Annotated in this window: 26 protein-coding genes; 7 read left to right on the top strand and 19 right to left on the bottom strand. The window is 61.9% G+C overall.

Annotation, left to right across the window (positions count from 1 at the left end; translation table 11 throughout):
- Positions 1 to 14: 14 nt before the first annotated feature.
- The 14 genes from dprA to rpsP all read right to left on the bottom strand — a co-directional run bounded on the left by dprA (position 15) and on the right by rpsP (position 12,084).
- The gene (gene dprA / locus JOE62_RS08840) at positions 15 to 1,259 is read right to left on the bottom strand and encodes a DNA-processing protein DprA (RefSeq protein WP_204721953.1); all 1,245 of its coding nucleotides are present in this window, start codon (positions 1,257 to 1,259) and stop codon (positions 15 to 17) included.
- 8 nt (positions 1,260 to 1,267) lie between these two features.
- Positions 1,268 to 2,821 carry a YifB family Mg chelatase-like AAA ATPase gene (locus JOE62_RS08835; RefSeq protein ID WP_204721951.1) on the bottom strand — a complete coding sequence of 518 codons (1,554 nt, stop codon included), beginning with the start codon at positions 2,819 to 2,821 and terminating at the stop codon, positions 1,268 to 1,270.
- Complete coding sequence (locus tag JOE62_RS08830) at positions 2,818 to 3,180, bottom strand: YraN family protein (RefSeq protein WP_204721949.1); 363 nt, start codon at positions 3,178 to 3,180, stop codon at positions 2,818 to 2,820. The genes JOE62_RS08835 and JOE62_RS08830 overlap by 4 nt, the downstream gene beginning before the upstream one ends.
- Before the next feature lie 161 nt (positions 3,181 to 3,341).
- Complete coding sequence (locus JOE62_RS08825; protein ID WP_128470383.1) at positions 3,342 to 3,662, bottom strand: DUF2469 domain-containing protein; 321 nt, start codon at positions 3,660 to 3,662, stop codon at positions 3,342 to 3,344.
- Positions 3,662 to 4,387, bottom strand: a complete 726-nt coding sequence (locus JOE62_RS08820) for a ribonuclease HII (RefSeq protein ID WP_204721947.1) — start codon at positions 4,385 to 4,387, stop codon at positions 3,662 to 3,664. Before JOE62_RS08820 ends, JOE62_RS08825 begins: the two co-directional genes overlap by 1 nt.
- An 11-nt stretch (positions 4,388 to 4,398) precedes the next feature.
- Positions 4,399 to 5,103 (bottom strand): signal peptidase I, encoded by a 705-nt coding sequence (gene lepB / locus JOE62_RS08815; RefSeq protein ID WP_338085771.1) that lies wholly within the window; start codon positions 5,101 to 5,103, stop codon positions 4,399 to 4,401.
- A 164-nt stretch (positions 5,104 to 5,267) separates the two neighbouring features.
- On the bottom strand, positions 5,268 to 5,855 hold the full coding sequence (locus tag JOE62_RS08810) for a hypothetical protein (protein WP_204721943.1): 588 nt from the start codon (positions 5,853 to 5,855) through the stop codon (positions 5,268 to 5,270).
- A gap of 173 nt (positions 5,856 to 6,028) precedes the next feature.
- The gene (locus JOE62_RS08805; protein ID WP_204721941.1) at positions 6,029 to 8,209 is read right to left on the bottom strand and encodes a S1 family peptidase; all 2,181 of its coding nucleotides are present in this window, start codon (positions 8,207 to 8,209) and stop codon (positions 6,029 to 6,031) included.
- 424 nt (positions 8,210 to 8,633) lie between these two features.
- The gene (gene lepB, locus JOE62_RS08800) at positions 8,634 to 9,281 is read right to left on the bottom strand and encodes a signal peptidase I (protein WP_204721939.1); all 648 of its coding nucleotides are present in this window, start codon (positions 9,279 to 9,281) and stop codon (positions 8,634 to 8,636) included.
- Positions 9,282 to 9,294: 13 nt separating this feature from the next.
- Entirely contained in the window at positions 9,295 to 9,654 is a 360-nt protein-coding gene (rplS, locus tag JOE62_RS08795) for a 50S ribosomal protein L19 (protein ID WP_204721937.1), read from the bottom strand.
- Between the two features lie 249 nt (positions 9,655 to 9,903).
- Positions 9,904 to 10,728, bottom strand: a complete 825-nt coding sequence (trmD, locus tag JOE62_RS08790) for a tRNA (guanosine(37)-N1)-methyltransferase TrmD (RefSeq protein WP_204721935.1) — start codon at positions 10,726 to 10,728, stop codon at positions 9,904 to 9,906.
- 3 nt (positions 10,729 to 10,731) lie between these two features.
- Positions 10,732 to 11,274 carry a ribosome maturation factor RimM gene (gene rimM / locus JOE62_RS08785; RefSeq protein ID WP_084083780.1) on the bottom strand — a complete coding sequence of 181 codons (543 nt, stop codon included), beginning with the start codon at positions 11,272 to 11,274 and terminating at the stop codon, positions 10,732 to 10,734.
- Between the two features lie 154 nt (positions 11,275 to 11,428).
- Positions 11,429 to 11,671, bottom strand: coding sequence for an RNA-binding protein (locus tag JOE62_RS08780; RefSeq protein WP_038991490.1), 243 nt, complete (start codon positions 11,669 to 11,671; stop codon positions 11,429 to 11,431).
- 2 nt (positions 11,672 to 11,673) lie between these two features.
- Complete coding sequence (gene rpsP / locus JOE62_RS08775; protein ID WP_038991489.1) at positions 11,674 to 12,084, bottom strand: 30S ribosomal protein S16; 411 nt, start codon at positions 12,082 to 12,084, stop codon at positions 11,674 to 11,676.
- 250 nt (positions 12,085 to 12,334) lie between these two features.
- Here rpsP and JOE62_RS08770 point away from each other — a divergent pair, with 250 nt between their 5' ends.
- The gene (locus tag JOE62_RS08770; RefSeq protein WP_073706331.1) at positions 12,335 to 12,964 is read left to right on the top strand and encodes a LysE family translocator; all 630 of its coding nucleotides are present in this window, start codon (positions 12,335 to 12,337) and stop codon (positions 12,962 to 12,964) included.
- A 47-nt stretch (positions 12,965 to 13,011) separates the two neighbouring features.
- Here JOE62_RS08770 and JOE62_RS08765 read toward each other — a convergent pair whose 3' ends face one another.
- Positions 13,012 to 14,748 (bottom strand): HNH endonuclease signature motif containing protein, encoded by a 1,737-nt coding sequence (locus tag JOE62_RS08765; RefSeq protein ID WP_204721933.1) that lies wholly within the window; start codon positions 14,746 to 14,748, stop codon positions 13,012 to 13,014.
- Between the two features lie 64 nt (positions 14,749 to 14,812).
- Positions 14,813 to 15,235: an iron chelate uptake ABC transporter family permease subunit gene (locus tag JOE62_RS08760; protein WP_204721931.1), complete on the bottom strand. Its 423-nt coding sequence runs from the start codon at positions 15,233 to 15,235 to the stop codon at positions 14,813 to 14,815.
- Between JOE62_RS08760 and JOE62_RS08755 the strand changes: the two genes are divergently transcribed.
- Positions 15,177 to 15,659 (top strand): TroA family protein, encoded by a 483-nt coding sequence (locus JOE62_RS08755; protein ID WP_204721929.1) that lies wholly within the window; start codon positions 15,177 to 15,179, stop codon positions 15,657 to 15,659. The genes JOE62_RS08760 and JOE62_RS08755 overlap by 59 nt on opposite strands.
- A 120-nt stretch (positions 15,660 to 15,779) precedes the next feature.
- On the opposite strand, the gene JOE62_RS16535 is transcribed toward JOE62_RS08755, so the two are convergent.
- Positions 15,780 to 15,908: a hypothetical protein gene (locus tag JOE62_RS16535; RefSeq protein WP_255209554.1), complete on the bottom strand. Its 129-nt coding sequence runs from the start codon at positions 15,906 to 15,908 to the stop codon at positions 15,780 to 15,782.
- Between the two features lie 60 nt (positions 15,909 to 15,968).
- Between JOE62_RS16535 and JOE62_RS16530 the strand changes: the two genes are divergently transcribed.
- The 3 genes from JOE62_RS16530 to JOE62_RS08745 all read left to right on the top strand — a co-directional run bounded on the left by JOE62_RS16530 (position 15,969) and on the right by JOE62_RS08745 (position 18,889).
- Entirely contained in the window at positions 15,969 to 16,100 is a 132-nt protein-coding gene (locus tag JOE62_RS16530) for a hypothetical protein (RefSeq protein WP_275587976.1), read from the top strand.
- Between the two features lie 124 nt (positions 16,101 to 16,224).
- The gene (locus JOE62_RS08750) at positions 16,225 to 18,030 is read left to right on the top strand and encodes a glycosyltransferase (protein ID WP_204721927.1); all 1,806 of its coding nucleotides are present in this window, start codon (positions 16,225 to 16,227) and stop codon (positions 18,028 to 18,030) included.
- Between the two features lie 67 nt (positions 18,031 to 18,097).
- On the top strand, positions 18,098 to 18,889 hold the full coding sequence (locus JOE62_RS08745) for a CatB-related O-acetyltransferase (protein ID WP_204721926.1): 792 nt from the start codon (positions 18,098 to 18,100) through the stop codon (positions 18,887 to 18,889).
- Positions 18,890 to 18,963: 74 nt separating this feature from the next.
- On the opposite strand, the gene JOE62_RS08740 is transcribed toward JOE62_RS08745, so the two are convergent.
- Both JOE62_RS08740 and JOE62_RS08735 read right to left on the bottom strand, forming a co-directional pair.
- On the bottom strand, positions 18,964 to 19,833 hold the full coding sequence (locus JOE62_RS08740; RefSeq protein ID WP_204721924.1) for a VOC family protein: 870 nt from the start codon (positions 19,831 to 19,833) through the stop codon (positions 18,964 to 18,966).
- A 127-nt stretch (positions 19,834 to 19,960) separates the two neighbouring features.
- Complete coding sequence (locus JOE62_RS08735) at positions 19,961 to 20,821, bottom strand: carbohydrate kinase family protein (protein ID WP_204721922.1); 861 nt, start codon at positions 20,819 to 20,821, stop codon at positions 19,961 to 19,963.
- A 148-nt stretch (positions 20,822 to 20,969) separates the two neighbouring features.
- Here JOE62_RS08735 and JOE62_RS08730 point away from each other — a divergent pair, with 148 nt between their 5' ends.
- Together JOE62_RS08730 and JOE62_RS08725 are read left to right on the top strand one after the other, a co-directional pair.
- Positions 20,970 to 22,676 carry an AMP-binding protein gene (locus JOE62_RS08730; protein ID WP_204721920.1) on the top strand — a complete coding sequence of 569 codons (1,707 nt, stop codon included), beginning with the start codon at positions 20,970 to 20,972 and terminating at the stop codon, positions 22,674 to 22,676.
- A 355-nt stretch (positions 22,677 to 23,031) separates the two neighbouring features.
- The gene (locus JOE62_RS08725) at positions 23,032 to 24,744 is read left to right on the top strand and encodes an AMP-binding protein (protein ID WP_204721918.1); all 1,713 of its coding nucleotides are present in this window, start codon (positions 23,032 to 23,034) and stop codon (positions 24,742 to 24,744) included.
- Positions 24,745 to 24,813: the final 69 nt, after the last annotated feature.

The raw sequence follows: 24,813 nt of genomic DNA, 5'->3' as shown, positions 1-24,813 counted from the left end.
AGCTGGGTCACCGGCTAGTTGTGGCGCACCAACTTCCAGGTCAGGCCATCAGTAGCGGCCATGTCCAGCGACTCCAACTGGTTGATGGCCCGGAGCGTCTTGATCAGCGGCACGCCACTGCGGGCCGAGATTTCATCGACCAGCATCCCTTTGGCGAAGGACATCGTGTCGTAGACCATGCCTTCGTCCCTGCTCAGGTTGTCAGTCGGGCGTTGCTGGGCCTCTGAGCTAGGCGACTCTGTTTGACGGTGCTGGCCGAGCAGGCCCAATGCGTGGGGCGGACTGGCGAGCAATGCCGCACTACCCTCCGCAATCAAGCGATGGCATCCTGCCGAGTTGGGTGCGAAAACACTGCCGGGAACAGCAGCAACATCGCGTCCGAGCTCGACCGCATGGCTGGCGGTGTTCAGTGCACCGGAACGGTGGCGCGCCTCGCTGATGATGACGAGCCTGCTCAATGCGGCGATCAGCCGATTGCGGTTCAGGAAGCGGAAGCGAGCGGATGTGGTTCCGGGCGGCACCTCGGAGATCAGCACGCCGCGGGCAATAATCTGGTTCAGCAGATTGCTGTTGCCCGAAGGGTAGAGCCGATCGATGCCACCGGCCATAACAGTGATCGTTGGCGGACCTGGGTACTGCCAATCCTCCACGCTCAGCGCTGCCCGGTGCGCGCTGGCATCAATGCCGTAGGCTCCGCCCGAGACAACGGTGTACCCACTCAAAGCCAATGTTCTGCCAAGATCGAAGGTGACTTGATCACCGTAGTCGCTGGCGTCACGTGAGCCGACGATGGAAACGTTGCTGGCCAGCTCTTGGCCTTCAAGCAGTTGGGGGTTTGCCGATCGCCACCACAAGCACAACGGACGCCCGAGATTCAGGTCGGCTAGCTGACGTGGCCAAGTGGCATCGCTGGGGATCAGCAGTCCTCCACCAACCCGAGCGGCGGCATCCAGCGCGCCGACCGGGTTGCTCAACGACAGGCGTTTCCGCCATCGGGTCAGCGCCACTTTCAGGTCTTGCGCGGAATCCCCTGCAGGGTGGAATCCCAGGATTCCGTCAACCGGAAGCTTGAGCGCGGACGGATAGAAATCCTCTCGCTGGATCAAGCGCAGCAATTCCTGTGGGCTCATGAGTTCCAGCAAGGCCGTGGCCACGTAGTCGTTGGGCTCTATGAGCTGGTTCAGGTGCGCGTAGACCAGACGCTCTTGGGAGCTTGGGGCCACCGATCCCCCGGCAGTGTTCGTATTACTGGAAGTCATGGCTTTACCTAGCTGCTTTCCACGTTCTGGCGGAGATGGCCGGCGATGGCCAAATCATCCGCGGTTGGTGCTGTGTGTTCCTGCTGATCTGCCACAGTCCACGCAACCCGCAAGAGGCGGTGGATTGCCCGGGCAGAGAGCCCGCGACGCGTGGCCAGCTGCTCAAGCGCCGCCCTCGTCTTGGCCGGATAGTTCAGCTCGTTTTTGAGGATTTGTGTTGGAATCTGCGCGTTGCAGGCAATTGAGAACTTTCCCAGCCGAGCCTGGCTGCGTGCGCGGGTGCCCATAACTCGTTCACGAACCTGAGCACTGGATTCGTTCGGTGCCGAGTTCAGAAGCTGGGCTTGCGGAACCGGGTTGACTCTGACCTGCAGATCGACACGGTCGAGAATCGGTCCGGAGAGCCGGGCGAAGTAGCGCCGGCGAGCCATGGGAGTGCAGGTGCACCCGGTACCCGTTCCGAAGTTCTTTCCGCAGGGACACGGGTTGGAGGCCATGATGAGTTGGAAACGGGCCGGCAGACGCTGGTGTCCTCGGATCCGTGCGAGGTTGATATAGCCTTCCTCGATTGGTTGACGCAGCGCATCGAGTACCCCAGTATGGAATTGCGCTGCCTCGTCGAGGAACAGGATGCCGTGGTGGGCGCGGGTAATGGCACCGGGAATCAGTTGTGCTGTTCCACCGCCAATCAAAGCCGAACGAGATGCCGTGTGGTGTGGTGCGACGAAAGGCGGCGTGCGTTGCAACTCGTCCAGTTCCCCGGCACCTCCCCGGGTGATCGAATGCACCGCGGTGGCTTCGAGAGCCTGGAGCTCATCCAAGGGCGGCATGATTGTCGGCAGGCATTTGGCCAGCATGGTTTTTCCGGCGCCGGCCGGTCCAACCATGATCAGGTGGTGTCCCCCGGCTGCTGCCAATTCCAGCGCAAGCCGTGCTTCCTGTTGTCCGTTGACCAAACACAGATCCACGTCGTCAGCAGCACCGGCGGCATGCCCGCCAGCTTCGCCAGGTGGTTGCGGTGGCCGGTGGCGCAGGTAGGTGGTTATCTGGTCCTTCGCCGCTCCGCAGTAGGCGAGCACCTGCCCGAGGTGGCGCAGCGCGATGACCTCAATGCCACCCACCAGCCTGGCTTCCGCGCCGTTCTCCTCGGCCACGATCACCTGGTCAAAGCCATGGGCGCGAGCCAGCTGCACCGCTGGCAGCACACCAGGAACCGGTCTCAAGGTGCCATCCAAGCCAAGTTCTGCCATGTACAGGGTGCCTGGTGAAGCGAGCAGTTGCTGATCAGCGGCCAAGGCGGCAACGACGATGGCAAGATCAAAAGCCGACCCGTATTTCGGCAGCGTGGCCGGCGAGAGATTGACCGTCAGCTTCCGGTTGGCCAGCGGGATCCCTGAATTCCGTGCCGCTGCCTTGATCCGTTCACGGGCTTCGCTCAAGGATGCATCGGGCAAACCCAGCAGCACGAATCCCGGGATGCCGTTGCCAAGGTCGGCTTCGACTTCCACCAAGGAAGCGCTGACCCCGTGCAGGGCCACAGCACTGGTTCGTGCGGTACTCATGAGTGCACATTTTCATGCAGGTGGCAGTCGAATCCGCTCACCGTCGCGTATACCTCGACGACGTCCACGCGAAGTTCAGCGAGAAACAGGCGATGGGATTGGGCCCAGAAGAGAAGCAGCTTGTTCAGCCGGCGAAACTTGGCCGGGGTGATCGCGTCGAAGCCGGAACCGAAACGTTGCGAGGACCGCGTTTTGACCTCGACGGCCACAATCTGGCCGTTGCCGGCCCGCGCCACCAGATCCAGCTCCCCTGCCGGGCATCGCCAATTGCGGTCAAGGATTTCGTAGCGCTGCCCGGTGAGAAATGCTGCGGCGGCTCGTTCCCCGTCGGCACCTAGCCGTTGCTTCTCGGTCTGCATGTTTGCTCCTCGATGTCTATGATCCGTTCTGGAAACATCGTCGGAGATTCATAAGCCACGGCAACAGCACTGGCCGCGAAATGTGGATATCTCGTTGCCAACGAGAAAGCCGGCCCTGTTCTGGAAACAGGGCCGGCGATCGCATGACTGTGCGGTTTGAGCTAGTTGCCCAGTCCGTCTTTGGGAATCTGGAACTCGTCGGGGTTGAGTTCTTCGACGTTGACGTCCTTGAATGTCAGCACCTTGACGGACTTCACGAAGCGGCCTTGGCGGTAGATGTCCCAAACCCACGCGTCGGTGAGGTTCAGCTCGAAGTACACTTCCCCGGCATTGGACAGGGTCTTCACGTCTACCTCGTTGGCCAGGTAGAAGCGGCGTTCGGTCTCGACCACGTAATTGAACAGCCCCACCACGGTCTTGTACTCGCGGTACAGCTGCAGTTCCATGTCGGACTCGTAGTTTTCCAGGTCGTCGGCAGCCATCACTTTGCTTTCTTTGTCGTGGCTTCACCTTGGGCCTGATCAGCACCCGAAGTCAAGTTCCAGCTCTTTCGGTGGTAATCGCAGGGACCCTGGAGGACAATCGCGGCGCGATGCGCGGCGGTGGCATAGCCCTTGTTGATCTCCCAACCGAAGTTCGGATGCTCGGTGGCCAGGCCAACCATGATGCCGTCGCGTTCGACCTTGGCCAGGATGGACGCGCCGGCGATAGCCTGGCAGGTCATGTCGCCCTTCACGATGGTAGCCACCGGGATGTGCAGGCCCACGGGCTCGCGGTCGTCGGCCAGGATATCGAACAAGTCCGGTTCAGGGGCTGTCAGCCAGTCGTAGCTGCCATCCAGCAGGGCCGCTTCAGGCTGGACGGCGCACTGCGTCATGGCCCGCGTTCCGGCCAGGCGCAGGGCACCGGTGACACCGAGCTCATCGATTTCAGCTGCCGAAGCATGCCCCACGCCGTAGCCGACCGCCCATTGGCGCACTGGGTCGACCAGCGACATCCGGGTTTCTGGGCTCAGGAGCTTGGAATCGCGCAGTTCAGGGAATTCGTTGACCTGCTGGATATCGATCACAGTCATTCCGACGGTAATCGGACCAGCTAGCGCGCCGCGTCCCACCTCATCGACGGCAGCGATGTAGCGGACGCCATGCTTGGCGGCCAGGGCGCGCTCGTGCTCGAGTGTGGTTGCCTTGCTCTTGGAATCAGCCATGTGCATGTACGCTACTCAGCCACTGCGTTCGGGACATTGGCGAAGACTTCTTCATGGGAATCGATGGTGCCCCAGCGAGAAGTAGGCCAAGAGATCACCGAAGCGCGGCCTTGGACGGATTCGATATCGACGAATCCGCCTTGGCGATCTGCATGGAAGCGGGAATCCGCGCTGGCTGCACGGTGATCCCCCATCACCCAGAGCTTTCCTTCTGGGACGGTCACCTTGAATTCCATATCCGACGGGCTGTCACCGTCGTAGATGTACGGCTCGACGATGGGCTCGCCGTTGATGGTGATGGCGCCTTCTGCGGTGCAGCACTCAACGGTGTCACCGGGCATGCCGATGATGCGCTTGACCAGGTACTGCTCATCAGCGGCTGGAAGCACGCCGACAAAGGAAAGCACGTTCTGGAATGCGGTGGGATACTCGGTCAGCGGCGGCAGCCACTCCTGGTCGTCGCGGAATACGACGACATCTCCGCGTTCCAGTTCGAATGGACCGGGAACCATGAGGTTGGCGAAAATCCTGTCGTCGACCTCGAGAGTATGCTCCATGGAGCCGGATGGAATGTAGTAGGCACGGAAGAAGAAGGTCTTGATCACGAATGAGAGCAACAGCGCGATCGCGATAATGAAGACAATCTCGCGAACGAAGCGCCATAGTTTGTAAAGTGGACCCCGGTTTCGAGGAGTCTCTGCTGATGCTGCACTCACGATTCGATTAGTGCCTTCCATTGTCGCGTGTTATCCCCATCTTACGTGCCGAATCAGGCCCAACGTATCATTGCACTGCTACGGCCAGTTGCTCCGGAACGCGCCAACGGCCAGCCCCGGCGAAGGGACTGGCCGCTAGTGCGTTCCACCAAAGCGGAGCCTGGCTATTGCGTGGCTGCCGGCGTCATGATGCCGCCGCTCTCTTTGTAGTCCACAGGGATTTCGCCGATGGGCTTCTCATCTTCGATCAGCTTTTCAACAGCTTCGAGCTGGCTCTTGTCCACCGACAAGGTGATGCCGCCCGTCTCAGGATTCAGCGTGTAGGCATGGATGGCATTGCGCACCGGGTTTTCCTGCTTGCTTTGCCACTTCATGATTTCGGAGATTGCCGAGCGGAGCTCATCGCTGCTGAACTGGACCAGGTGCCCGACGGCCCCGGCTTCTTCAATGGTGGAAAGCTGTTCTTCGCTGGTCGTTGAAACGTTCAGCTTCCCATCCTTGATCCAGCCTTGGACGTAGTCGTCGCCCAATGCTTCGGACAGCTGGTCATTGGTCTTCAGCAGTGCGTCTTGGTCCACGGCATTCTCACTCGAGTTATCTGTTTGCTGAGAGGATTCAGATGCCGTGGCGCTGGCGGTAGGCTGCGTGCCCGGATCGGTTTCCTGGCCGCAGCCGGTAAGCAATAGTGCAGCCATGGCGGCGGTAGATGCCAGCATGATTGGCGTGCGTGCAGTTCTAGCGTTCGAATTCATAATTTACACCTCGGTGGTATTCACGTTGCCGCAACGATCTTAGCTATCAGGCTAGTGCCAGATTCGTAGAGCAACCAAGGAGCTACATGTGTGCCAAGTAAAAATGCCCCGCTACTTGTTCCAAAGTAGCGGGGCACTTTCAGCAGGACCTATTCCCGTGGGTCAGGCATCCCTTAGCCGTGGCGGCGTGCGCTGCGGCGGAACAGCAGGAATGCTGCACCGGCGAGAGCCATTGCACCACCGGCAGCGATCAGCGGAACGCTGCTCGAACCGGTATCTGCCAATGGATCATCCTTCTTCGGAGTTTCCTTTGGAGTTGCAGACTTGCTTGGCTCGTCGTCCTTGGGAGCTTCCGACTGCTCGTCATCTTCCGAAGCCGATGGCGAAGCCGATGGCGACTCCGAAGGCTCCTCAGATTCATCCTCGGAAGGCGAAGCCGATGGCGAGGTGCTCTCCGACGGTGAAGCACTCTCCGACGGCGAAGCACTCTCCGACGGCGAAGCACTCTCCGACGGCGAAGCACTCTCCGACGGCGAAGCACTCTCCGACGGCGAAGCACTCTCCGACGGCGAAGCACTCTCCGACGGCGAAGCACTCTCCGACGGCGACGGTTCCTCGGCCGGTGCAACTACGACGACGTTGCCGTTAACCTTTTTAGACTGGTTGTAACCGTTCTTAGCCACGACACTGAATTCGAACTTTCCAGCTTCTTCCGGAGCAGGGAACGAGAACTCCCCATCAGCGCCCAGTTCGATCTTCTTGTAGAGCTTGCCATCTACAACTACGCGAATGATGGTGCCAGCCGGAGCGTCAACAACCGTACCAGTGATTGCTTCGCCAGGCTCTACTTCAGTACCGTTTTCAACCGTAATGGTTGGGGTATTGATATGGAGTTTCAGAGTGTATCCGTCGATGTAATCCTTCTTGTAGACATCGTCCAGCGAGGTGTACATCGCAACGTCGTCCGCGTTGTTCTCGATTCCGTCCTCGCCGCCGGAGTTGGCGGAGTTGATGCCCACGGCCTTGCTGCCGACGAGCACTGGTCCACCGGAGTCGCCCTGGTCCAGCACGGTCTGGCCCGGGTTCTCTGCGGAGTAGCCCCAGACCGAACGCACGGTGTCGTTCTGGCCGTAGACGAAGAAGACGCCTTCGCCGTAAATTTCCGAGCAGCTCCAGCCGGTGGTGCGGCCAGCCGAGCAGGCCTCGGACCCGATGACGGCCTTGGACACGCCGGTCACGTTAATGACCTTGTCACGCTCGTCCTGGCCTTCTGGCCACTGCGAGACCGCAGCGTGCAGGTTCAGCTCAGGGTTGATGTCGTCGATCACCGAGATGTCGGTGCCCGGCTCCAGGTTCTCGAACTCTTCTTCAGTCATCGAGTTCAGTTCTTCGATGGTTAAGCCCGAGTTGCCCGGACCACCGAACTGGTTGAAGCCAAAGGTGCCCAGTTCGGCACTGATGCCCTCAATCTGGCTTGGGGACGAGTGCTCCAAGAGACCAAGAATCTTGGTGGTGCCGTCCTGGGAGCAGTGGCCTGCGGAAATGACTGCATCCTCACCGGCGGAGTTCCAGGCGTTGAAGCCCAGCGAGCAAACGGTGGTTGCGTCGGAAGGCTGGCCGGACTGGTCCATGGCGTATCCCATTGCACCGTAGACGTCTTCCAGGGCGGTAGTCTCGGCGACGCCGGAGCCTTCTTCACCCTCGACGTATTTGGCCTGGCTGACGAATTCTTCGATGGTCAGGTCCTCGGCCGAGAGCTCGGCAGCCTGGGATTCGAGAGCCTTGGCTTCCTTCTTCTCGAAGCCTTCAGCATAGATCTTCAGGCCTTCGGCGGTGTTCAGAATCGCGGTAATGCGCTTCATTTCCTTCGGCGCAACGGTCTTCGCAAGTTCCTTGTAGACCTGTCGTGGAGTCTTGACCTCAGCATCGAGGACCTTAATTTCCAACGTGGTAGGTGCTGGAGTAGCGGTTTCAGCGATGATCTTCTTCGCCTTGTCGGCGTCGTCCTTGCCGACGGTGATTTCGGCCTTGCCGTCCTTCACCGAGGCAGTGGCTTCCACGCCCTTTTCGTTCAGTTCGTCGCGAACCTTGGAAACAGCGTCGCTCGTTTCCCCGTCCTTGACGTACTCCTCAACCGACTTGTCGAGGTCTCGTTCGATAGCCTTGTCGAGACCTTCGGTATCGACAGCGCTGGCGCTCGGCGATGGCTTCTCGCTAGACGGAGTGGAAGCAGTCGGCGATTCGGAAACCGTCGGCGCTGCCGCTGCAGGCATGAAGCTCGAACCGACCACCAAAGCGGTCGCGGCTGCTGCAACGATGCCGCGTTGCGCAGTCTTCTTTTTTGGATGTGGCATTAACGCTTCTCCCAGATTTATGGTGCGAGTGCTTGCGTTTCCCCTTACCTAAGGGCGCACGCGTAAGCACAGGTGTTGTTACCAAAATGAAACAATACTTGGTTCCCGCACAGCTTTTCAAGCTTCGAATCCAACAAAAATACAAACTCAGAGTTACGTTTTACCTAGTCAAATGCCTTCGGCCGAAACGGCTCGGGTCACAAATTACGAGCCAGTAGCGTTGGTTTAAGATTGGAATACTCTTTCTAAGCCCTAGTCAGCTGGGTAGATCCTGAAAGTCGCCACACAATTTGCACACCGGATACACAGGAACTCCTAGGCCGTGAAATTCAAACCAAATTAATTACATGTTCATAGAAAAAATGCGCCAGATGGGTAGTTCTACCCATCTGGCGCAAGCGAATTTGCTAGTTGTTGCGGCGTGTCACCGGATCTCCGCACGCTGATCGAGAGGCCAAATTACCTCTGCGGCCTTGCCGGTAACCCGTTCAACACTGATCATCCCGCCGCCGCTGGCACCCAGCAACGAGCGCGAATCCTTGGACGTGGACCGGTGATCGCCCATGACCCACAAACGGCCTTCCGGCACTTCTACGGAAAATTCCTGTTCGCTCGGAGCATCCCCGGGGTAGATGTACGGCTCGTCTACGGGTTCGCCGTTAACGAGCAGCCGCCCATCAGCGCTGCAGCATTCCACGGTGTCTTCCCCAACGCCGATAACGCGCTTGACGTACTTGTTGTTGCTTCCTGCGAGGCTGAACGCCGAGAGCAGATCATCAGCAAAACTCGGCTTGGCGTACGGGAGGAACGAGCCGCGGCCATCGAAAACGATGATGTCTCCGCGCTGCGGTTCGGCATCCGAGTAGGCCCGGCGGTCCACGGAGATGCTTTGGCCAGGGTTGAGCGTGGGCTCCATCGAGTTGGACTCGATACGGAAGACATCGATCACCGTGGTTCGAAGAAGAATGGTGGCCAGCAGGCCGAGAATAACTGCGAGTACAGCGAAGCGCCAGACCCATGAAAAGGCCTGGCGCTTCGTTGTTGCCCGCTCGGTGCGTGCAATCCGGTTCATCGAAGAACGCAGATTACTTCTTTGCGCCGAAGTCGCGCTTCTCGCGGATGCGAGCAGCCTTGCCGTGGCGATCGCGCATGTAGTACAGCTTTGCACGACGCACGTCGCCCTTGGTCACAACCTCAATCTTTTCGATGATTGGGGAGTGAACTGGGAAGGTACGCTCAACACCGGTGCCGAAGGAAACCTTGCGAACGGTGAAGGTCTCGCCGATGCCGCGGCCCTGGCGGCCAAGCACGTAGCCCTGGAAGACCTGAACACGGGAGTTCTTGCCTTCGATGATGTTGACGTGCACCTTCAAGGTGTCGCCTGGGGCGAAGGCTGGAACGTCGGAGCGCAGCGAAGCTGCGTCAACAGAGTCAAGAATATGCATGGTGCATCTCCTAGGATCAATGCCGCAGGTCACCGAATCCTCGTAGCGGGGCCCGACACCGGTCGAAACCAGTGAAATCCCCGGAACGTTGTACCATCGATTGCCCCTAGCAATCGATGCGGCGGTCTTCTATGGCTCGAACTTCCCCCTGCGGCAGGAGTCGAACAAAAACACACCAAGAGACAATTATGCCGTATCAGCGAAGCCGACGCGAGTCTGCCCGAAATGGCTTCGAGTGATTTTGCCCTCTTAGCCCGCCTCGGTGTCGGCACCGGTGGCCCAGTCCAGTTCGGACTTGGGGGTAATGGCACCGTCAACGAGCGCGAATCCGCTGTGCCACAGGGCATCGCGGTCCTTCCGGTTCAGGCTCTCGGGATCCAGCTGCATGATCAGGTCAGGGCGGCGCGCAGCGGTGCGCTTGATCTGCTCATCGCGGCGGAACCGTCCCACCCGCTGGTGGTTGCCGCCGAGCAGCACCTCCGGGACATCGCGGCCTCGCCAAGAGGCCGGCTTGGTGTACACCGGGTATTCCAGCAGGACATCCGAGTGGGATTCTTCCACCAGGGATTCAGGGTTGCCGATGACACCGGGGATCAGCCGGGCGATGGCTTCCACCATCACCATGACGGCAACCTCTCCCCCGTTGAGCACGTAATCGCCGATGGATACCGGGATGACGTTGAAGTTCTCGTGCGCGTACTCGATGACGCGTTCGTCGATGCCCTCGTAGCGGCCGCAGGCGAAGACCAGGTGCTCTTCTTCGGCAAGGTCGTAGGCCATTTGCTGGTTGAAGACGGTGCCTGCAGGCGATGGTACGATCAACGTCGGCTTGGGGCCTTGCGCATCGGCCGGGCGTACCGAGTCAAGGGCCTGTCCCCACGGCTCGGGCATCATCACCATGCCGGCTCCGCCGCCGTAGGGGGTGTCGTCGACCTTGCGGTGCTTGTCGGCGGTGAAGTCGCGCAGGTTGGTGACATTCAGATCCAGGATGCCGTCTTGCGCGGCGCGTCCGATCAGCGACAGCGAAAGCGGCTGCAGGTACTCAGGGAAAATCGAGATGACGTCCAGACGCATGGCTTACTTTGTTCCCTCTTCTTCGCTGCCTTCTTCATCGCTGTTCAAGGTCAGCAGACCTGCCGGCGGGGTGATGACCACGATGCCGGCTTCCGGGTCGATCTCCGGCACGAACTCGTCGACGAACGGCAGGTAAATTTCCTCGCCGTCAGCGTCTTCGAAGACCAGCAGATCCTGGGCTGGATTGGTGCGCAGCGCGGTGATGACGCCGACCTGCTCGCCATCGAGCATGACCTTCAGATCCAGCAATTCGTGCTCGTACCATTCGTCCGAGTCGTCTTCCGGCTCGTCCGAGACCTCGATTTCCAGGCGTGCGCCACGCAGGGTTTCCGCCTGGTTGCGGTCGGCGATTTCCTTGAAGGCGAGCAGCAGGATGGTCTTGTTCCAGCGGGCATTCTTGATGGTCAAGGTCTTGACCGGGCCGTCGACGACGATGAATTCTTCGCCAGCGGTGAAGCGCTCTTCCGGGTTGTCGGTCATGACCTGGACGGTGACTTCACCACGGATGCCGTGGGGCTTGCCGATGCGGGCAACCTGCAATCGCATAGTCTGCTGCTCTTTCTGCACTAAGTTCCGTGGCGTGCGCCGGGAGACTGGATTGGAAATTCTAGGGTAAACACGAAAAGGAGTTCCCGTCACTTCTCAGGACGGAAACTCCTTTCGTTTCGAAGCCAACTTACAAGTCAGACTTCTAAGTTGTTCAGCCTCGGCGACGGTCGGTGTCGATTACATCGACACGTACCGGCTCCTTGGCCAACGCTGCCATCACGGTGCGCAGTGCTCGCGCGGTGCGTCCCTGGCGTCCGATCACACGACCGAGATCCTCAGGATTCACACGAACTTCGAGCAGGTCGCCGCGGCGGGTGGACTTCAAGGCAACCTTGACGTCTTCCGGTTCCTCGACAACCCCGCGTACCAGATGGTCTAGCGCGTCAACGAGCACTGTTACTCAGCCTCGGTTGCTTCGGCCTCTGCCTCTTCAGCAGCTGGCTTCTCAGCCTTCTTGGTGATTGCCTCTGGGAGGATCACGGAACCCTTTTCAGGAGCAACGAATGCTGGCTTAGGCTCGGCAACCTTGTAGGTGCCTTCCTGGCCATCGATGCCCTTGAACTTCTGCCAGTCACCGGTGACCTTCAGCAGTGCGTGTACCTGCTCGGTTGGCTGTGCGCCAACGGACAGCCAGTACTGTGCACGATCCGAATCGATCTCGATAACCGATGGGTTCTCGGTTGGGTGGTACTTGCCGATCTCCTCGATGGCACGGCCATCGCGCTTGGCGCGCGAGTCCATGACGACAACGCGGTAGAAAGGTGCGCGCATCTTGCCGAAGCGCTTCAGACGAATCTTTACGGCCACTTTTGTGGTCTCCTGTTTCTCAACATGGTCGAATCCAATTTTTGGCACCTGTGGGGCAGGCCTTACTGGTTGGACTCTAAAAGGACAGGATTCGTAGCGGAGAGAGGGGCCACTGCGAATCGAGTACCCTGCAATTATGCCAGAGAGCAGGCTGGCTGGCCAACTCCATCTGGCGCAACGTGTCGGGCAATGATCATGAGCTTGCTCACCCCGGAGGCCACGCTGATTTGGAGCTCTTAGTATTTATTCTATGACCGTCACTTCCGCTTTGCTGGCCTTCAGCGCCGTTGCCGCCTTGATGACCCTGATTCCGGGTGTCGATACTGCGTTGATCCTTCGTTCGGCGATCACCCGTGGGCGCGGCGAGGCCATGCTGGCCGGGCTGGGGATTTGCACTGGTGTCTTCGTCTGGGGCGTGGCCGCGGCCGCCGGAGCATCGGCAATTCTGGCCGCGTCGGCGCTGGCGTACCAGATCCTCACTTACGCCGGCGCTGCCTACCTGGTCTTCCTGGGCGGGCAGATGATCTACCGGAGCCTGCGCAAGAAGCAGCTGCCGAGCACCGAAATCCCGGTCCCGCAAAGCGGCATTCGAACCTACCTGACCGGTCTGGTCACCAACGTGCTGAACCCGAAGATCGGCGTTTTCTATATCGCGGCCATCCCGCAATTCACCCCTGCCGGCAGCAATGCCCTGCTCATGGGCGTCGGCCTGTCCGCCGTGCATGTTGCCCTCACCCTGATGTGGGCCGCCATTCTGGTATTCGGAGTACGGATCGCTGGACGCTGGCTGAGCTCAGCCAAGGCGGTGTCCTGGATGGACCGGATTACCGGGACGGTACTGATCGGCTTCGGGCTGAAGGTCGCGCTCTCGCGGCCGTAACCTAGTGCACCAGCCGCCATGGCGGCGCAGCTGGGCATTCGGCGTGCTCAGGCGGCTACCGGGACACTGTTTCTTCGCGGCGTTTGCAGCGGATCTAGGTGCTTGGGCAGCAGGATGTGCGCCAGTCCCCCGACCGTAACCACGGACAGCAACCCGGCATGGACGGCATGGTGGTGCCGCCGGCACAGGCAGCTGCCGTTGCGCGTCGAGGTGCACCCGCCTCGCTCCCACCAATCGTTGTGGTGGTATTCGAGCATTTCCGGTGGTGCGCTGCATCCCGGGACAATACATCCACGGTCTCGGGCGAAGATCGCCCGTTTCATCGCTTCCGTGAAGAAGCGTTCCTTGCGCCCCACATCCAGCGGCTGGCCATCGGGCCCGAACACCACCCGGTAGATTTCACCCTGGCAGATCAGCTGGGCGGTATCCACGGAATCGAGTTTCAACCCATGATCTGTGGTGGCTCCCAGCTTGCCTGGATCACCCAGATCCTGCAGGTCGTTCAATTGGATGTGGATGCCGATCCTTGGCGTGATGCCCTTGGCTGGAGACCCTGTCGAATGCTGCTTCAGCGCGGCCAATAGTGCATTGAGCCGACGCTGAGGCACGGGCACGTCCCCATCGCCAAGAAAGGCGGAATCCCTAGTGCCTTCAGTGCTTTCAGTGCCTTCAGGGCGCTCAGTTCCTTGAGCGTCTTGGGTGCCTGATTGCCACGCCGCAGAGTTGGACTCTGCGTCCTCGTGGTCCTCAGACTCGCAGTGCTCTTCGTGTTCTTCTTGTTCTGCTTGGGCCCAGGGTGGCGGAGGCTCGCTGCTGCTGAACAAGTCGTCGCTGGCTGGCTCGTCCGCGGCGTTAGCCTGTTGGCCTGGCGCTGCGTCTGGGGCGGCCCCGGCCGCGCGGGCGGCCTTGCCTGCCGTGGTGCGCGGATTATCCGCCTGGGCCAGGGTGGAGCGGAATTCCTCGCGCTGGGTTCCGCCGATCAGCAGCTCGTACTTGTCGCAGTCCCCGACGGTGCCCCGCGGATAGATGCCTGGTTGCGGGTTCCGGGTTTGCGTGCGGGCCTTGCGTTCGGCATTGAGCATGGCCGCGAGCCTGGTTTCGCGGGTGGCTCGATCGGGTTCCTTCAGCAGCTCGGCGGCTTGTTCTTCGAGCAGCTGCCCCTGCGCGTTGCATGCGGTGGGCTGCAGCGGCTGGCCTTGGAAGCTGGTGTCTGCCGGCTCGAACTTGTCCAGGGCACGGGCAGCGCGGGCCACCATCCGCGGATCCAGTGCGGGGGCCTCGGCGTAGAGCTTGGCCAGCTGGGCGAAGCGCGGCGCAGCGGTGCTGCCATCCATCAGCCGGCGGGCGATGAGCAGGTGGGCGTCGCTGACCCGATGCTGCCCTTCGTGGGCATTGAGCCCCAGCCACCCGGCCAGGAAGTCGCCGGTGTTCTGGTAGTGGGCGCGGCCCGAGTGCTGTCGGGCCGGCCGGGCCAAATTGGCTGTTGAATCCGCGACGGCCGCCAGCTCGTCGTCTTCCAGCAGGTGGGCGCCGGTTGATTCGAGGTGGATGGCGCTGCGCAGCTGCTCGCGCAAGGTGTAGCGGTAGAGCAGTTCAACCAGCCGGGCATGGGCGGCCGCCACCCGCGGGTCATCGCTCTCACGCAGGGCGGCAGACAGCTTGGCCAGCAGCGCGAGGCAGGAAGCCACCAGCTCCAGGAGCACTCCGGCCGCTTGGCGCGGCAGGGCCCCGTTGATGGCTTCGCGCAGGATCTGGGTCGCTGCGGCTAGCTGGTGGATTCCCATGGACCCAGCATCGCCCCGTCCAAATGCGCTGGCCGGGCCGATGCCGCGAAATGTGGATAAGCTGCTATCCGCGCTGGCGGACCTTGGACTGGCGGATGACCAGGACGATCAAGTACGGGGCGCCAATCACCGCGGTAGCCACCCCGGCGGGCAGGATCACCGGGAACGCGCAGGCCGCGAGCAAGTCGGCCAGCAGCACGAAGATCGCCCCGATCAGCGCCGCATGCGGCACCGGCGGGATGGTGCCGCGGGTCACCAGCCGGGCGGCGTGCCCGCTGGCCAGCGCGACGAAGGCCAGCGGCCCGGCGATCACGGTCGCGGCGATGGCCAGCAGCGAGGCGATGCCCAGCATCGGCACCCGGTCGCGGCCCAGGTGCATGCCCAGTGCGCGGGAGGTGCCCGAATCCAGGGCCAGCACCTCGCGCTGGTTGCGCAGCAGCGCCGCGGCCACCAGTCCCAGCACGATCACCGCCGCCGCGGTAGGCAAGGAAATCCTGGCGAAGAAGCCGGAGACCACCTATTCGCTGGTGCGCTTCGCCTGCGAGGACACCGCGCGCCTGTACGCCACCGATTCGTTCATCGGCGAGATCATGGTCGACAGGGGCATCCCGCGTCCGGAGGACGCGCCGGACACCACCGAATCGATCATCGTTCCGCTCTCGCCGGAGGAAATCCTGAAGGCGGATGCCGCAGTGATCTTCCAGTCCACCTGGGCGCCGGAAGGTGCCGAGGGTGACGCGTCGCGCGCCCAGGAGAAGAAGTTCACCTCCAACCCGCTATGGAAGAAGCTGGAGGGCGAGGTCATGCCGGTTGACGACTCGGTCTTCCTGCCCGCGGTTTCGCTGCAGGGCGCCGGTGAGGTCATCACCCAGGTGGCCGAGCACTTCGAGGTCGACCCGCAGCTGCCATAGCGGCCGCATGCGGCTCCAGCCATTAATGGGCATCGAGTCCCCGCCCGGCGTCATTCGCCGTAGGCAGGGACTCGATGCTGTTAACTAGTGGCCCCGAAAGGTGCCGCGCTCAATCAGTGGTTATCTGGCGGCCTTACGCACCGGATCGACAGCGCTCTCCGCGTGCTTCAGCCGCTTCTCAGCGCGCTTCTCCTTGATGCTCTTGCCTGGTTTTTTCGCTTCGCCCTTGCGCGGGGATTTGCTCGACATGACGTGCCGTCCTTTACCGGAGGCGCGCTACGCCTCCAACAAATGCGGGGAAAGTACCCCATGCCCACGACCGTAGGAAGTTTCGCCCAGAAGGGCAAGGGATGCGGGCAGCTGGGCGATTCTTCCCATGATTCCGGCATACTCGGCGCATCCGGCGAGCACCCTGCCCGCTGCGCAAATGACGCGATGTGACCGGCACAACGGCGCATTTCCAGCGCCCGCCTAGCTTCAGCCCGTAGGCTGAAATCTGGCGCGAGGTACTTCCTGTTCTCGTGTGAAATTAACTTTCCTGTGGTCAACCTAAGGATCATTCGCCGTGGAATTCAAGAAACAGCATCTTCACGCCTATATGGTGACGTGGAAACTGGAGCGCGAATTCGGCGGGATGACCACAGTCTGCACCCAGCGCGCGGCGGCTTTCGCCGAGCGCCATGGCTCGGCGGCAGTGATCACCTTCGCCCCGAATGCGCAGATTCCGCAGATCGCCGAAGAGCTCGTGGAACGCGGCAAGCTCTCGCCCAAGGTCCAGGTACTCAACCCCTACATCCACCTGGCCGAGCACGACCTGCAGCCGCAGGACAGTATCCCGGGCAGGAAAGCGGAACCCGCGCACCAGGACTTCACCCTCACTGAATCGGTCCGCCATCCCGGCGGCGCCGGCGTGTTCTGCGAGCACAGCGTGGCCGGCACGGAAGGCGAGGTCAGGCAAACCGCCTACTTCCGCGGCGACGGCACCGCCTTCCTGACCGATACGAAATTCCATGACGGCAAGCACCGGCGCATCCTCGAGGCATTCGACCGCACCGGAATGCTGGTGGCGCGCTTCAACAGCGCTGCATCGTTCTACCGCTATTGGCTCTCGCAGATCGTCGACCACCCGGACTCCCTGATGGTGGTCGACAGCAAATTCACCGCGGCAATGCTGGCCTCGTGGAAAACCGTGCATGTGCCCAAGGTGTTCGCCTTCCACAGCATCCATGTGGCCAAGGGGCAGGATCTAGCCACCGGCAAGCTTTCCAAGGGCCACGGCCCGATCATCGAGGAACGCGCCAACTGGGATGCGTTCGTCTTCCTGACCCGCGCTCAGCGCCGGGCCTATGTCGAGCGCTTCGGGAACCCCGACTCGGCATTCGTCATTCCCAATCCGCTGAAGCCTTCGGTTCTCCAGCCGCCGGAACCCGAACGCGGCGCCACGGATTTGATCGTCGCCGGTTCGCTGACCCCCAACAAGAATGTAGCCGCCGCACTGGATGTCATCCACGAGCTGTCGCGCCGCGGCAAGCATCCCACCTTGCACATCGTGGGCGAGGGCAACGAGCGCGATGCGCTGGAATCGCGGGCCGCGGAGCTGGGCTTGGGCGAGACGGTGGTCTTCCACGGCTTCTCCGACCAGCTCCCTCGCCGCTTCGCTTCCTGCCTGGCCCAGCTGTTCACCTCGACCAACGAGGGCCAGGCCCTGGTGATCCTCGAAGCCCAGGCGCAGGGATGCATTCCGGTGTCCTTCGACATCAACTTCGGCCCCGCCGACAGCATCACCGATGGGGACAACGGCTTTTTGGTCCCCCATGGGGACATCCAGCTGATGGCGGACCGCGTCGAGCAGCTCATGGAAGACCCTGCGCTGGCCGCGAGGATGTCGCAGCAAGCCCGCACCTTTGCCCGCGAGTACCAGTCTCGCGATCTCGTCTCGCTCTGGGAGGAAACCGTGTCCATCGCCAAGTTGTTCAAGAAGAAGGCCGCAACCAACGACGTCCCGCATTTCGATGCGCGGCTGCGCGGCGTGGAATTCCCCGAAGGCCAGGGATTGCAGGTGAAGGTGGAGCATCATGCGGACCTCGATGGCCTGCCAGCCGATGCCGTTTTCGAGCTGGTCTTCGTCAACCGCGGTAGCAACGAAGAACTCGCCTCGGTGCCCAGCACCGGCGTGGAGGGAGAACTGGCCTTCTTCGACGTGGATCCCCAGCTGCTGGGCGAAATCCCGGAGCAGGACACGGCAGTGGATGTGAACCTGCGGCTGCGGGTGGGCAAGGACGCTCGAATGAAGCGCCTGGGCCTGCCCGAATCGATGATCCTGCCCTACTTCACCACGCAGAAGAACCTCTCCTTCCGCCCCGAGCAGTAGCCGGCATCCAGCGCGTGCTCCGCGCCCATGGACAATTCTCCAAGCCCGCTTCGATAAAATCGATCGCATGCGAATCAAGATGTCCCAGCTGCGGCCGCTGCTCAAGAGCCACCGGATCCTCATGACGGTTCCTGGCATGAAGGAATTCGAAGACACCGGAAGCACCTACAATCCCGATGCCTGGGTCAGCTACGAGGAAGACCTCGCCCTGGATCCCTACACCACCTTCTGGGGCACCAGCGGAACAGCCCTACCGCGCATGGGCGCGTTCTCCTACACGCATTCGAAGCTCAACAAGGCCATCAGCGTCGGGCGCTTCACCTCGATCGCCAAGGGCCTGTCGGTCATGGGTGCCAAGCACCCTTTGGAGTGGGCTTCGACCAGTCCGGTGTTCTACAACCAGCGGCTGCTGATGCAGACCTACTGCGCCGATCGCGGCGTGGAACTGGGCACGGCGAAGTACGGCTACACGCCGGGGAAGATCACCATCGGCAACGACGTGTGGATCGGCGAGAAGGTCACCCTGGGCCATGGGGTATCGATTGGTGATGGCGCGGTCATCGCCTCGAATTCGGTAATCACCAAGGACGTGGCGCCATTCACCGTGGTGGGCGGGCTGCCGGCGAAGAAGATCCGCGACCGCTTCGATGCCCAGACCACCGAAGCGCTGAAGGCCTCCCAATGGTGGCGGTACGCCCCGGAGGATCTCACGCCGCTGCAGGTGTCGGACCCTGCGGCCTTCGCCGAGCAGGTGCTTGAACAGGCAGCGGCCGGAATGCTGCGGCCCTTCGAAACCCAGCCGCTGACCGCCCGGCACATTGCCGAGCACCTGGATTCGGTGCAATCCGCAAGCGACTGAACATGGGAATGCCCCGGGCGCTCGCCGAATTGGCGGGCGCCCGGGGCAATTAAGCTGTCGGGCCGGAGTCTGGATCAGCCCACGGCCACGCGCAGCTCGTTGTTCCATGGGTCCTTGAAACGCAGCTCCGCGCCGGTATGGTGATTCTCCACCTTGGCGAAGGCCAGACGTTCGGCCAGCTTGCCCACCTCGTCTTCGGTCGGGACGTTGATCAGCACCTCTCCCAGGCCCAGGGTGTCCTTGCGCGGCCCGGCGCCGCGCGAGTTCCACACATTCATGGCCATATGGTGGTGGTATCCGCCAGCGGAGACGAACAGCGCCTGGTTGCCCAGCGTGGTGGTCTCGTCGAAGCCCAGGGTGTTGACGTAGAACTGGCGGGCGGTGGCGACATCGCCAACCTGCAGGTGCACGTGCCCGATATCGGCGGCGGCCTGGCGCTGTCCGGTGATGGCCTGCTCGTTCAGGTGCTCATTGAGGAACCTGTTCGGATCCAGATAGATGGTATCCATGGCCACCTCGCCGCCACTCCAGCTCCAGGTATCGCGCGGACGGTCCCAGTACAGCTCGATGCCGTTGCCTTCCGGGTCGGTGAAGTAGAAGGCTTCGGAGACCAGGTGGTCCGAGCTGCCCACGAAGCGGCTCTGGTCGAACTGGGCCGCCGAGAGCACGGTGGCTGCCAGATCGGCCTTGGTTTCGAAGAGCAGTGCGGTATGGAAGAGCCCCGCTTCGTTGCGCGATGGCAACTGCAGGCCTGGCGCGTTCTGCAGGTTGACCAGTTCCTGGGTGCCGCGGCCCAGGCGGGTGCTTTCGGCGGATTCGGCCAGCACCTCAAGGCCCAGTGCCTTCTGGTAGTACTCGCTCATGGTCTTCATGTCGCCGACCTTCAGTTGCACGGCGTTCATGTGGGTGGTTGCGGCGAGCTTGTCTTCTTTGAGCATGGTCATCTCCAGCGCCTTCTTTCCGATCAGGACTTCCTGTTGGATATCACCCTACTCCAATTTACTTGATGCCTCAAGTAAATTCTGGTGTTCCGGTGATCACGCCATTGAACGCATCGGGTGCACCGCTCCGCTAGGCTGGCAACTGGGCGAGCTTCGGGTGCAGATGCCTGCTCGATAGCGCTGCCGCCGCACTGCTGGCAGCCGCCTCCATCGACGCCTGCACTGACGCGCCGCGCAGCCGGGCCGCCAAGAATCCCGCCATGAAGGCATCTCCGGCACCATTGGTATCGACCACCTCGACCTTTGGCGCGGCCACTTCCCAACGCCGACCCTGGCGATCCATGGCCACCGCGCCCTGCTCCCCCAGCGTGCAAATACCCAGACCGGGGCCGCGGCGCAGGCAACCGGCCAGCAGCTCCCACGGGTCACTGGTGGCATCATCGTTCATGAAAACCACAGAAGCCGCGCCCAGGAATGGCTGATGGAACGAGGTAAAGCCATCAAAGTCATGCAGGTCGACCCACAGCGGCACGGCCGGCCCACGCAATCGCTCAATGACCCGCAACCCCAACTCGCTCAGATCAATCACCGCCAGATCGGCTTCGCGCACCGCGGCGCATACGGCTTCGACAGCCGCATCCGCGGGAGTGGACGGCGTGGCAAGATAGACCGAGACCCGCTGGCCGCCAGCCATGAGGTTAACATGCTGCTCGGTGCTCGCGCTGGGCACCACCTGCAGGTTGATGCCAGCGCCCAAGAGCGCACGCCGCAGCGCACGCCCGGATTCATCGTCGCCTATCTGGGTAAAGAGCTCGGTGGCGACATCCAGCGAACTCAAGTGCAGTGCCTTGCCCGCAGAAGTGCCACCGACGGTACGCCATGCGCTGTTCGCGACGAGTTGCTGGGGGCGGGGTTCGGGCAGGTGGTCAAGCTCAACCAGCTGATTCCAGCTGGACGGACCACAGACAAGCACCTTGGGCTGCTGGCTCATACACTAATTCAACACCCCCGGCCTCAGGTGATTCAAGACTTCGGTCGGCAACAACGCTTTCAAACCCTTGGACTTCCAAGTAGATTGGCCAGTGATCCGCCTCACTCTATCGACGGGGCACCATTGTCCACGCGAGGGAAGGTTAGTTGTGAGCGTTACCGATGAATTCAGAGCTGCCCGAGATCGGCTCCTGGAATTGCGCAACGATTACCAGCAGGCACGGGCCGAGTTCACCTGGCCTCAGTTCAGTGAGTTCAATTTCGGCTTTGACTGGTTTGACCAGGTTGCCAAGGATCCGCAGCGGGCGGATCAGCCGGCGCTGATCATCACCGAACGAGACGGCAACTCCATCAGGCGCACCTGGGCCGAGCTCTCCGAGCGCTCCACCGAAGTGGCCCGCTGGCTCGCCGACCAGGGCGTGAACCGCTCGGACTCCATTGCCATCATGCTCGGCAACCAGGTTGAGCTCTGGGAGTCGATGCTCGCCGGAATCAAGCTCGGCGCCATCCTGATCCCGTGCACCACGCAGCTGACGCCCACGGACCTGGCCGACCGGATCGATCGCGGCCGCATCCAATGGGTGATCACCAACGAGGCCGAGATCCAGAAGTTCGACACCGTGCCCGGGGACTACACGCTGATCCAGATCGGCGGCAGCGTGCCAGAAGATAATCTCGACTACGCGAAGTCCCACCAGGCCGAGGCCAGTTTCCAGCTCGATTCCCCCACGCGCGCCGATGAAACGCTCTTGCGCTACTTCACCTCTGGCACCACATCCAAGGCCAAGCTGGTTGAGCACACCCATACGTCCTACCCGGTGGGCCACTTGAGCACCATGTTCTGGATCGGCCTGGAACCTGGTGATGTGCACCTGAATGTCGCTTCGCCGGGCTGGGCAAAACATGCGTGGTCCAACCTGTTTGCGCCATGGATCGCCGAGGCGACTGTTTTCCTCTATAACTATGACCGCTTTGACCCGATCGCGCTGATGAACCAGATGGACGCCGAAAAGGTGACCAGCTTCTGCGCGCCGCCCACCGTATGGCGCCTGCTGATCCAGGCTGATCTGGGCGCCTTGAAGACGGCGCCGCAAAAGCTGGTCTCGGCCGGCGAACCGCTGAATGCGGAAGTCATCGACCAGGTGCACAAGTCCTGGGGCCAGGTGATCCGCGACGGGTTCGGGCAGACCGAGACCACGGTGCAGATCGCCAATCCGCCAGGCGAGCCGATCACCATCGGCGCGATGGGCCGGCCGATGCCCGGCTACGATGTGGTGCTGCGCGATCCGGCCACCGGCGCGGAAGGCGAAGTGGGCGAAATCTGCCTGGTCACCACCCCGCGTCCGCTGGGGCTGATGAAGGGGTACTTCGAAAATCCCGAGAAGACTGCCGAGGTCTTCCGGGACGGCGTGTACCATACCGGGGATATCGCCGAGCGGGACGAGCGCGGCGTGCTGACCTACGTCGGGCGTGCCGATGACGTATTCAAGTCCAGCGACTACAAGATCAGCCCGTTCGAGCTGGAATCGGTGCTGATCGAGCACCCCGGCGTGGCCGAAGCGGCGGTGGTTCCGGCACCCGATGAGCTGCGGCTGACCGTGCCCAAGGCCTACATCGTCGCATCCGGCGGGCACGAGCCGGGCCCGGAATTGGCCGAGTCGATCCTCGCCTACTGCCGCGAGCACCTCTCGGCCTTCAAGCGCGTCCGCCGCCTTGAATTCGCCGATCTGCCCAAGACCATCTCGGGCAAGATCCGCCGCGTGGAACTGCGCCAGGCAGAAGAACGGCGGCACACCGGCGGTACCCCAGCTGGCACCGAATACCGGGATACCGACTTCCCGAAGCTCAAGGGGTAATCGCCCCAAGCATCCAGGGCGCCTTCCGAACTTGGCTTAGGCAGGCGCTCTGGATTTTTCCTTGCCGCCAATGCTCCTTGCGGATACTGGCTGCACGTCTGCGCCGAGGCCAGCCAATGACCACCACCGCCTGTCGGCACAAGGCGGCAGGCGCCACCGCAGAGTTCGCAGAACGTCTTCATTCAGGCACTATGTATGCCTGCTGTGGAATTTGTTGGGCAAAATTTGCGAACTTCAACACTCTTACCGCGCATGATGTCGCAACAATTCGTCAGAACTGGGCACTGAAGTATATTGATTCCAGAAGACCGAAGAATTCTCTTGGGCGCTGGCGCCCATCATGCAAAGGACTCTAATGAGCAATACCGGCAAGTTCCGGGCAGCACGCGATCTGCTGCTGGCAGCACGCGATGACTACGACCGGGCCCGGGCTGAGTTCTCCTGGCCGGAATTCAACGATTTCAACTTCGCCTACGACTGGTTCGACCAGGTGGCCAAGGACCCGGCGCGGGCAAATGAACCGGCACTGATCCTCACCGAACCCGATGGCAGCTCCGCACGCTACAGCTGGGCCGAGCTCTCGCGCCGCTCCACCCAGGTGGCCCGCTGGCTCTCGGATGAGGGCCTGCAGCGCGGCGACACCATCATCGTCATGCTGGGCAACGAGGTGGCCCTGTGGGAGGTGATGCTGGCGGGCATGAAGCTCGGCGCGGTGATCATCCCGTCGACCACGCAGCTGGTCAGCGTGGATCTGGCCGACCGCATCGAGCGCGGCAACGCGAACTGGGTGATCACCAGCCATGACCAGGTCGCCAAATTCGACACGGTCCCCGGGGACTACCGGATCGTCCAGGTGCGCGGAGAGGCCAGCGAGGGCACCTTGCACTACGGCAAGTCCCACGATGCGCCGGCCGAATTCAGCCTGGATACCCCGACGCTGGCCGATGAGAACATGCTGCTCTACTTCACCTCGGGAACCACCTCGCTGGCCAAGCTGGTGCAGCACACCCACACCTCGTACACCGTGGGCCACCTGGCAACGATGTTCTGGATCGGCCTGGAACCAGGCGACGTGCACCTGAATGTGGCATCCCCCGGGTGGGGCAAGCACGCCTGGTCTAACTTCTTCGGACCATGGATCGCCGAGGCGACGGTGTTCGTCTACAACTACGAGCGCTTTGATCCGCTGGCGCTGATGAACCAGATGGCGGTGGAGAAGGTCACCAGCTTCTGCGCTCCGCCCACCGTATGGCGCCTGCTGATCCAGGCGGACCTGGGCACCCTGAAGACTCCCCCGCGCAAGCTGGTCTCCGCAGGCGAGCCGTTGAATGCAGAGGTCATCGACCAGGTGCGCAAGGCATGGGGCCAGGTGATCCGCGATGGCTACGGGCAGACCGAAACCACGGTGCAGATCGCCAATTCGCCGGGCACCGAGGTGAAGGTCGGCGCAATGGGCCGCCCGATGCCGGGCTATGCGGTGGAACTGCGCAACCCGACCACCGGGCAGCTGGCCGAAATCGGGGAAATCTGCCTGCGGCTTGATCCGGCTCCGGCAGGCTTGATGAAGGGCTACTTCGCCGATGAGGAGAAAACCGCCGAAGCGATGCAGGGCGGCGTCTACCACACCGGCGATATCGCCGAACGCGATGAGGAAGGCGTGCTGACCTATGTGGGCCGCGCCGATGACATCTTCAAGTCCAGCGACTACAAGCTCAGCCCGTTCGAGCTGGAGTCGGTGCTGCTGGAGCATCCTGCGGTGGCCGAGGCGGCCGTGGTGCCCTCTCCTGATCCGCTGAAGCTCTCGGTGCCCAAGGCCTTCGTGGTGCTGGCCGGCAACCTGGAGCCATCCGCCGAGGTAGCCAAGGACATCCTCGGCTTCTGCCGCGAGCAGCTGGCCCCCTACAAGCGGATCCGCCGGCTGGAATTCACCACCCTGCCCAAGACCATCTCGGGCAAGATCCGCCGCGTCGAGCTGCGCCTGGCCGAGGAGGAACGGCATGCGGCCGGCACCAGCGTCAGCGGAGAGTACCGGGATACCGATTTCCCTGAACTCAAGGACCGCGGCTAGGACTTTGCGGCAAAGGCCAGCCCGCCAGGAAGCATTCTCGCTACCTGCCGGGCTGGCCTCTGGTTTGCT

This window comes from Glutamicibacter nicotianae, from assembly GCF_016907615.1.
Classification (GTDB): domain Bacteria; phylum Actinomycetota; class Actinomycetes; order Actinomycetales; family Micrococcaceae; genus Glutamicibacter; species Glutamicibacter nicotianae.
The sequence above is the reverse complement of the archived record's forward strand: the minus strand, read 5'-3'. Positions and strand labels throughout refer to the sequence as shown.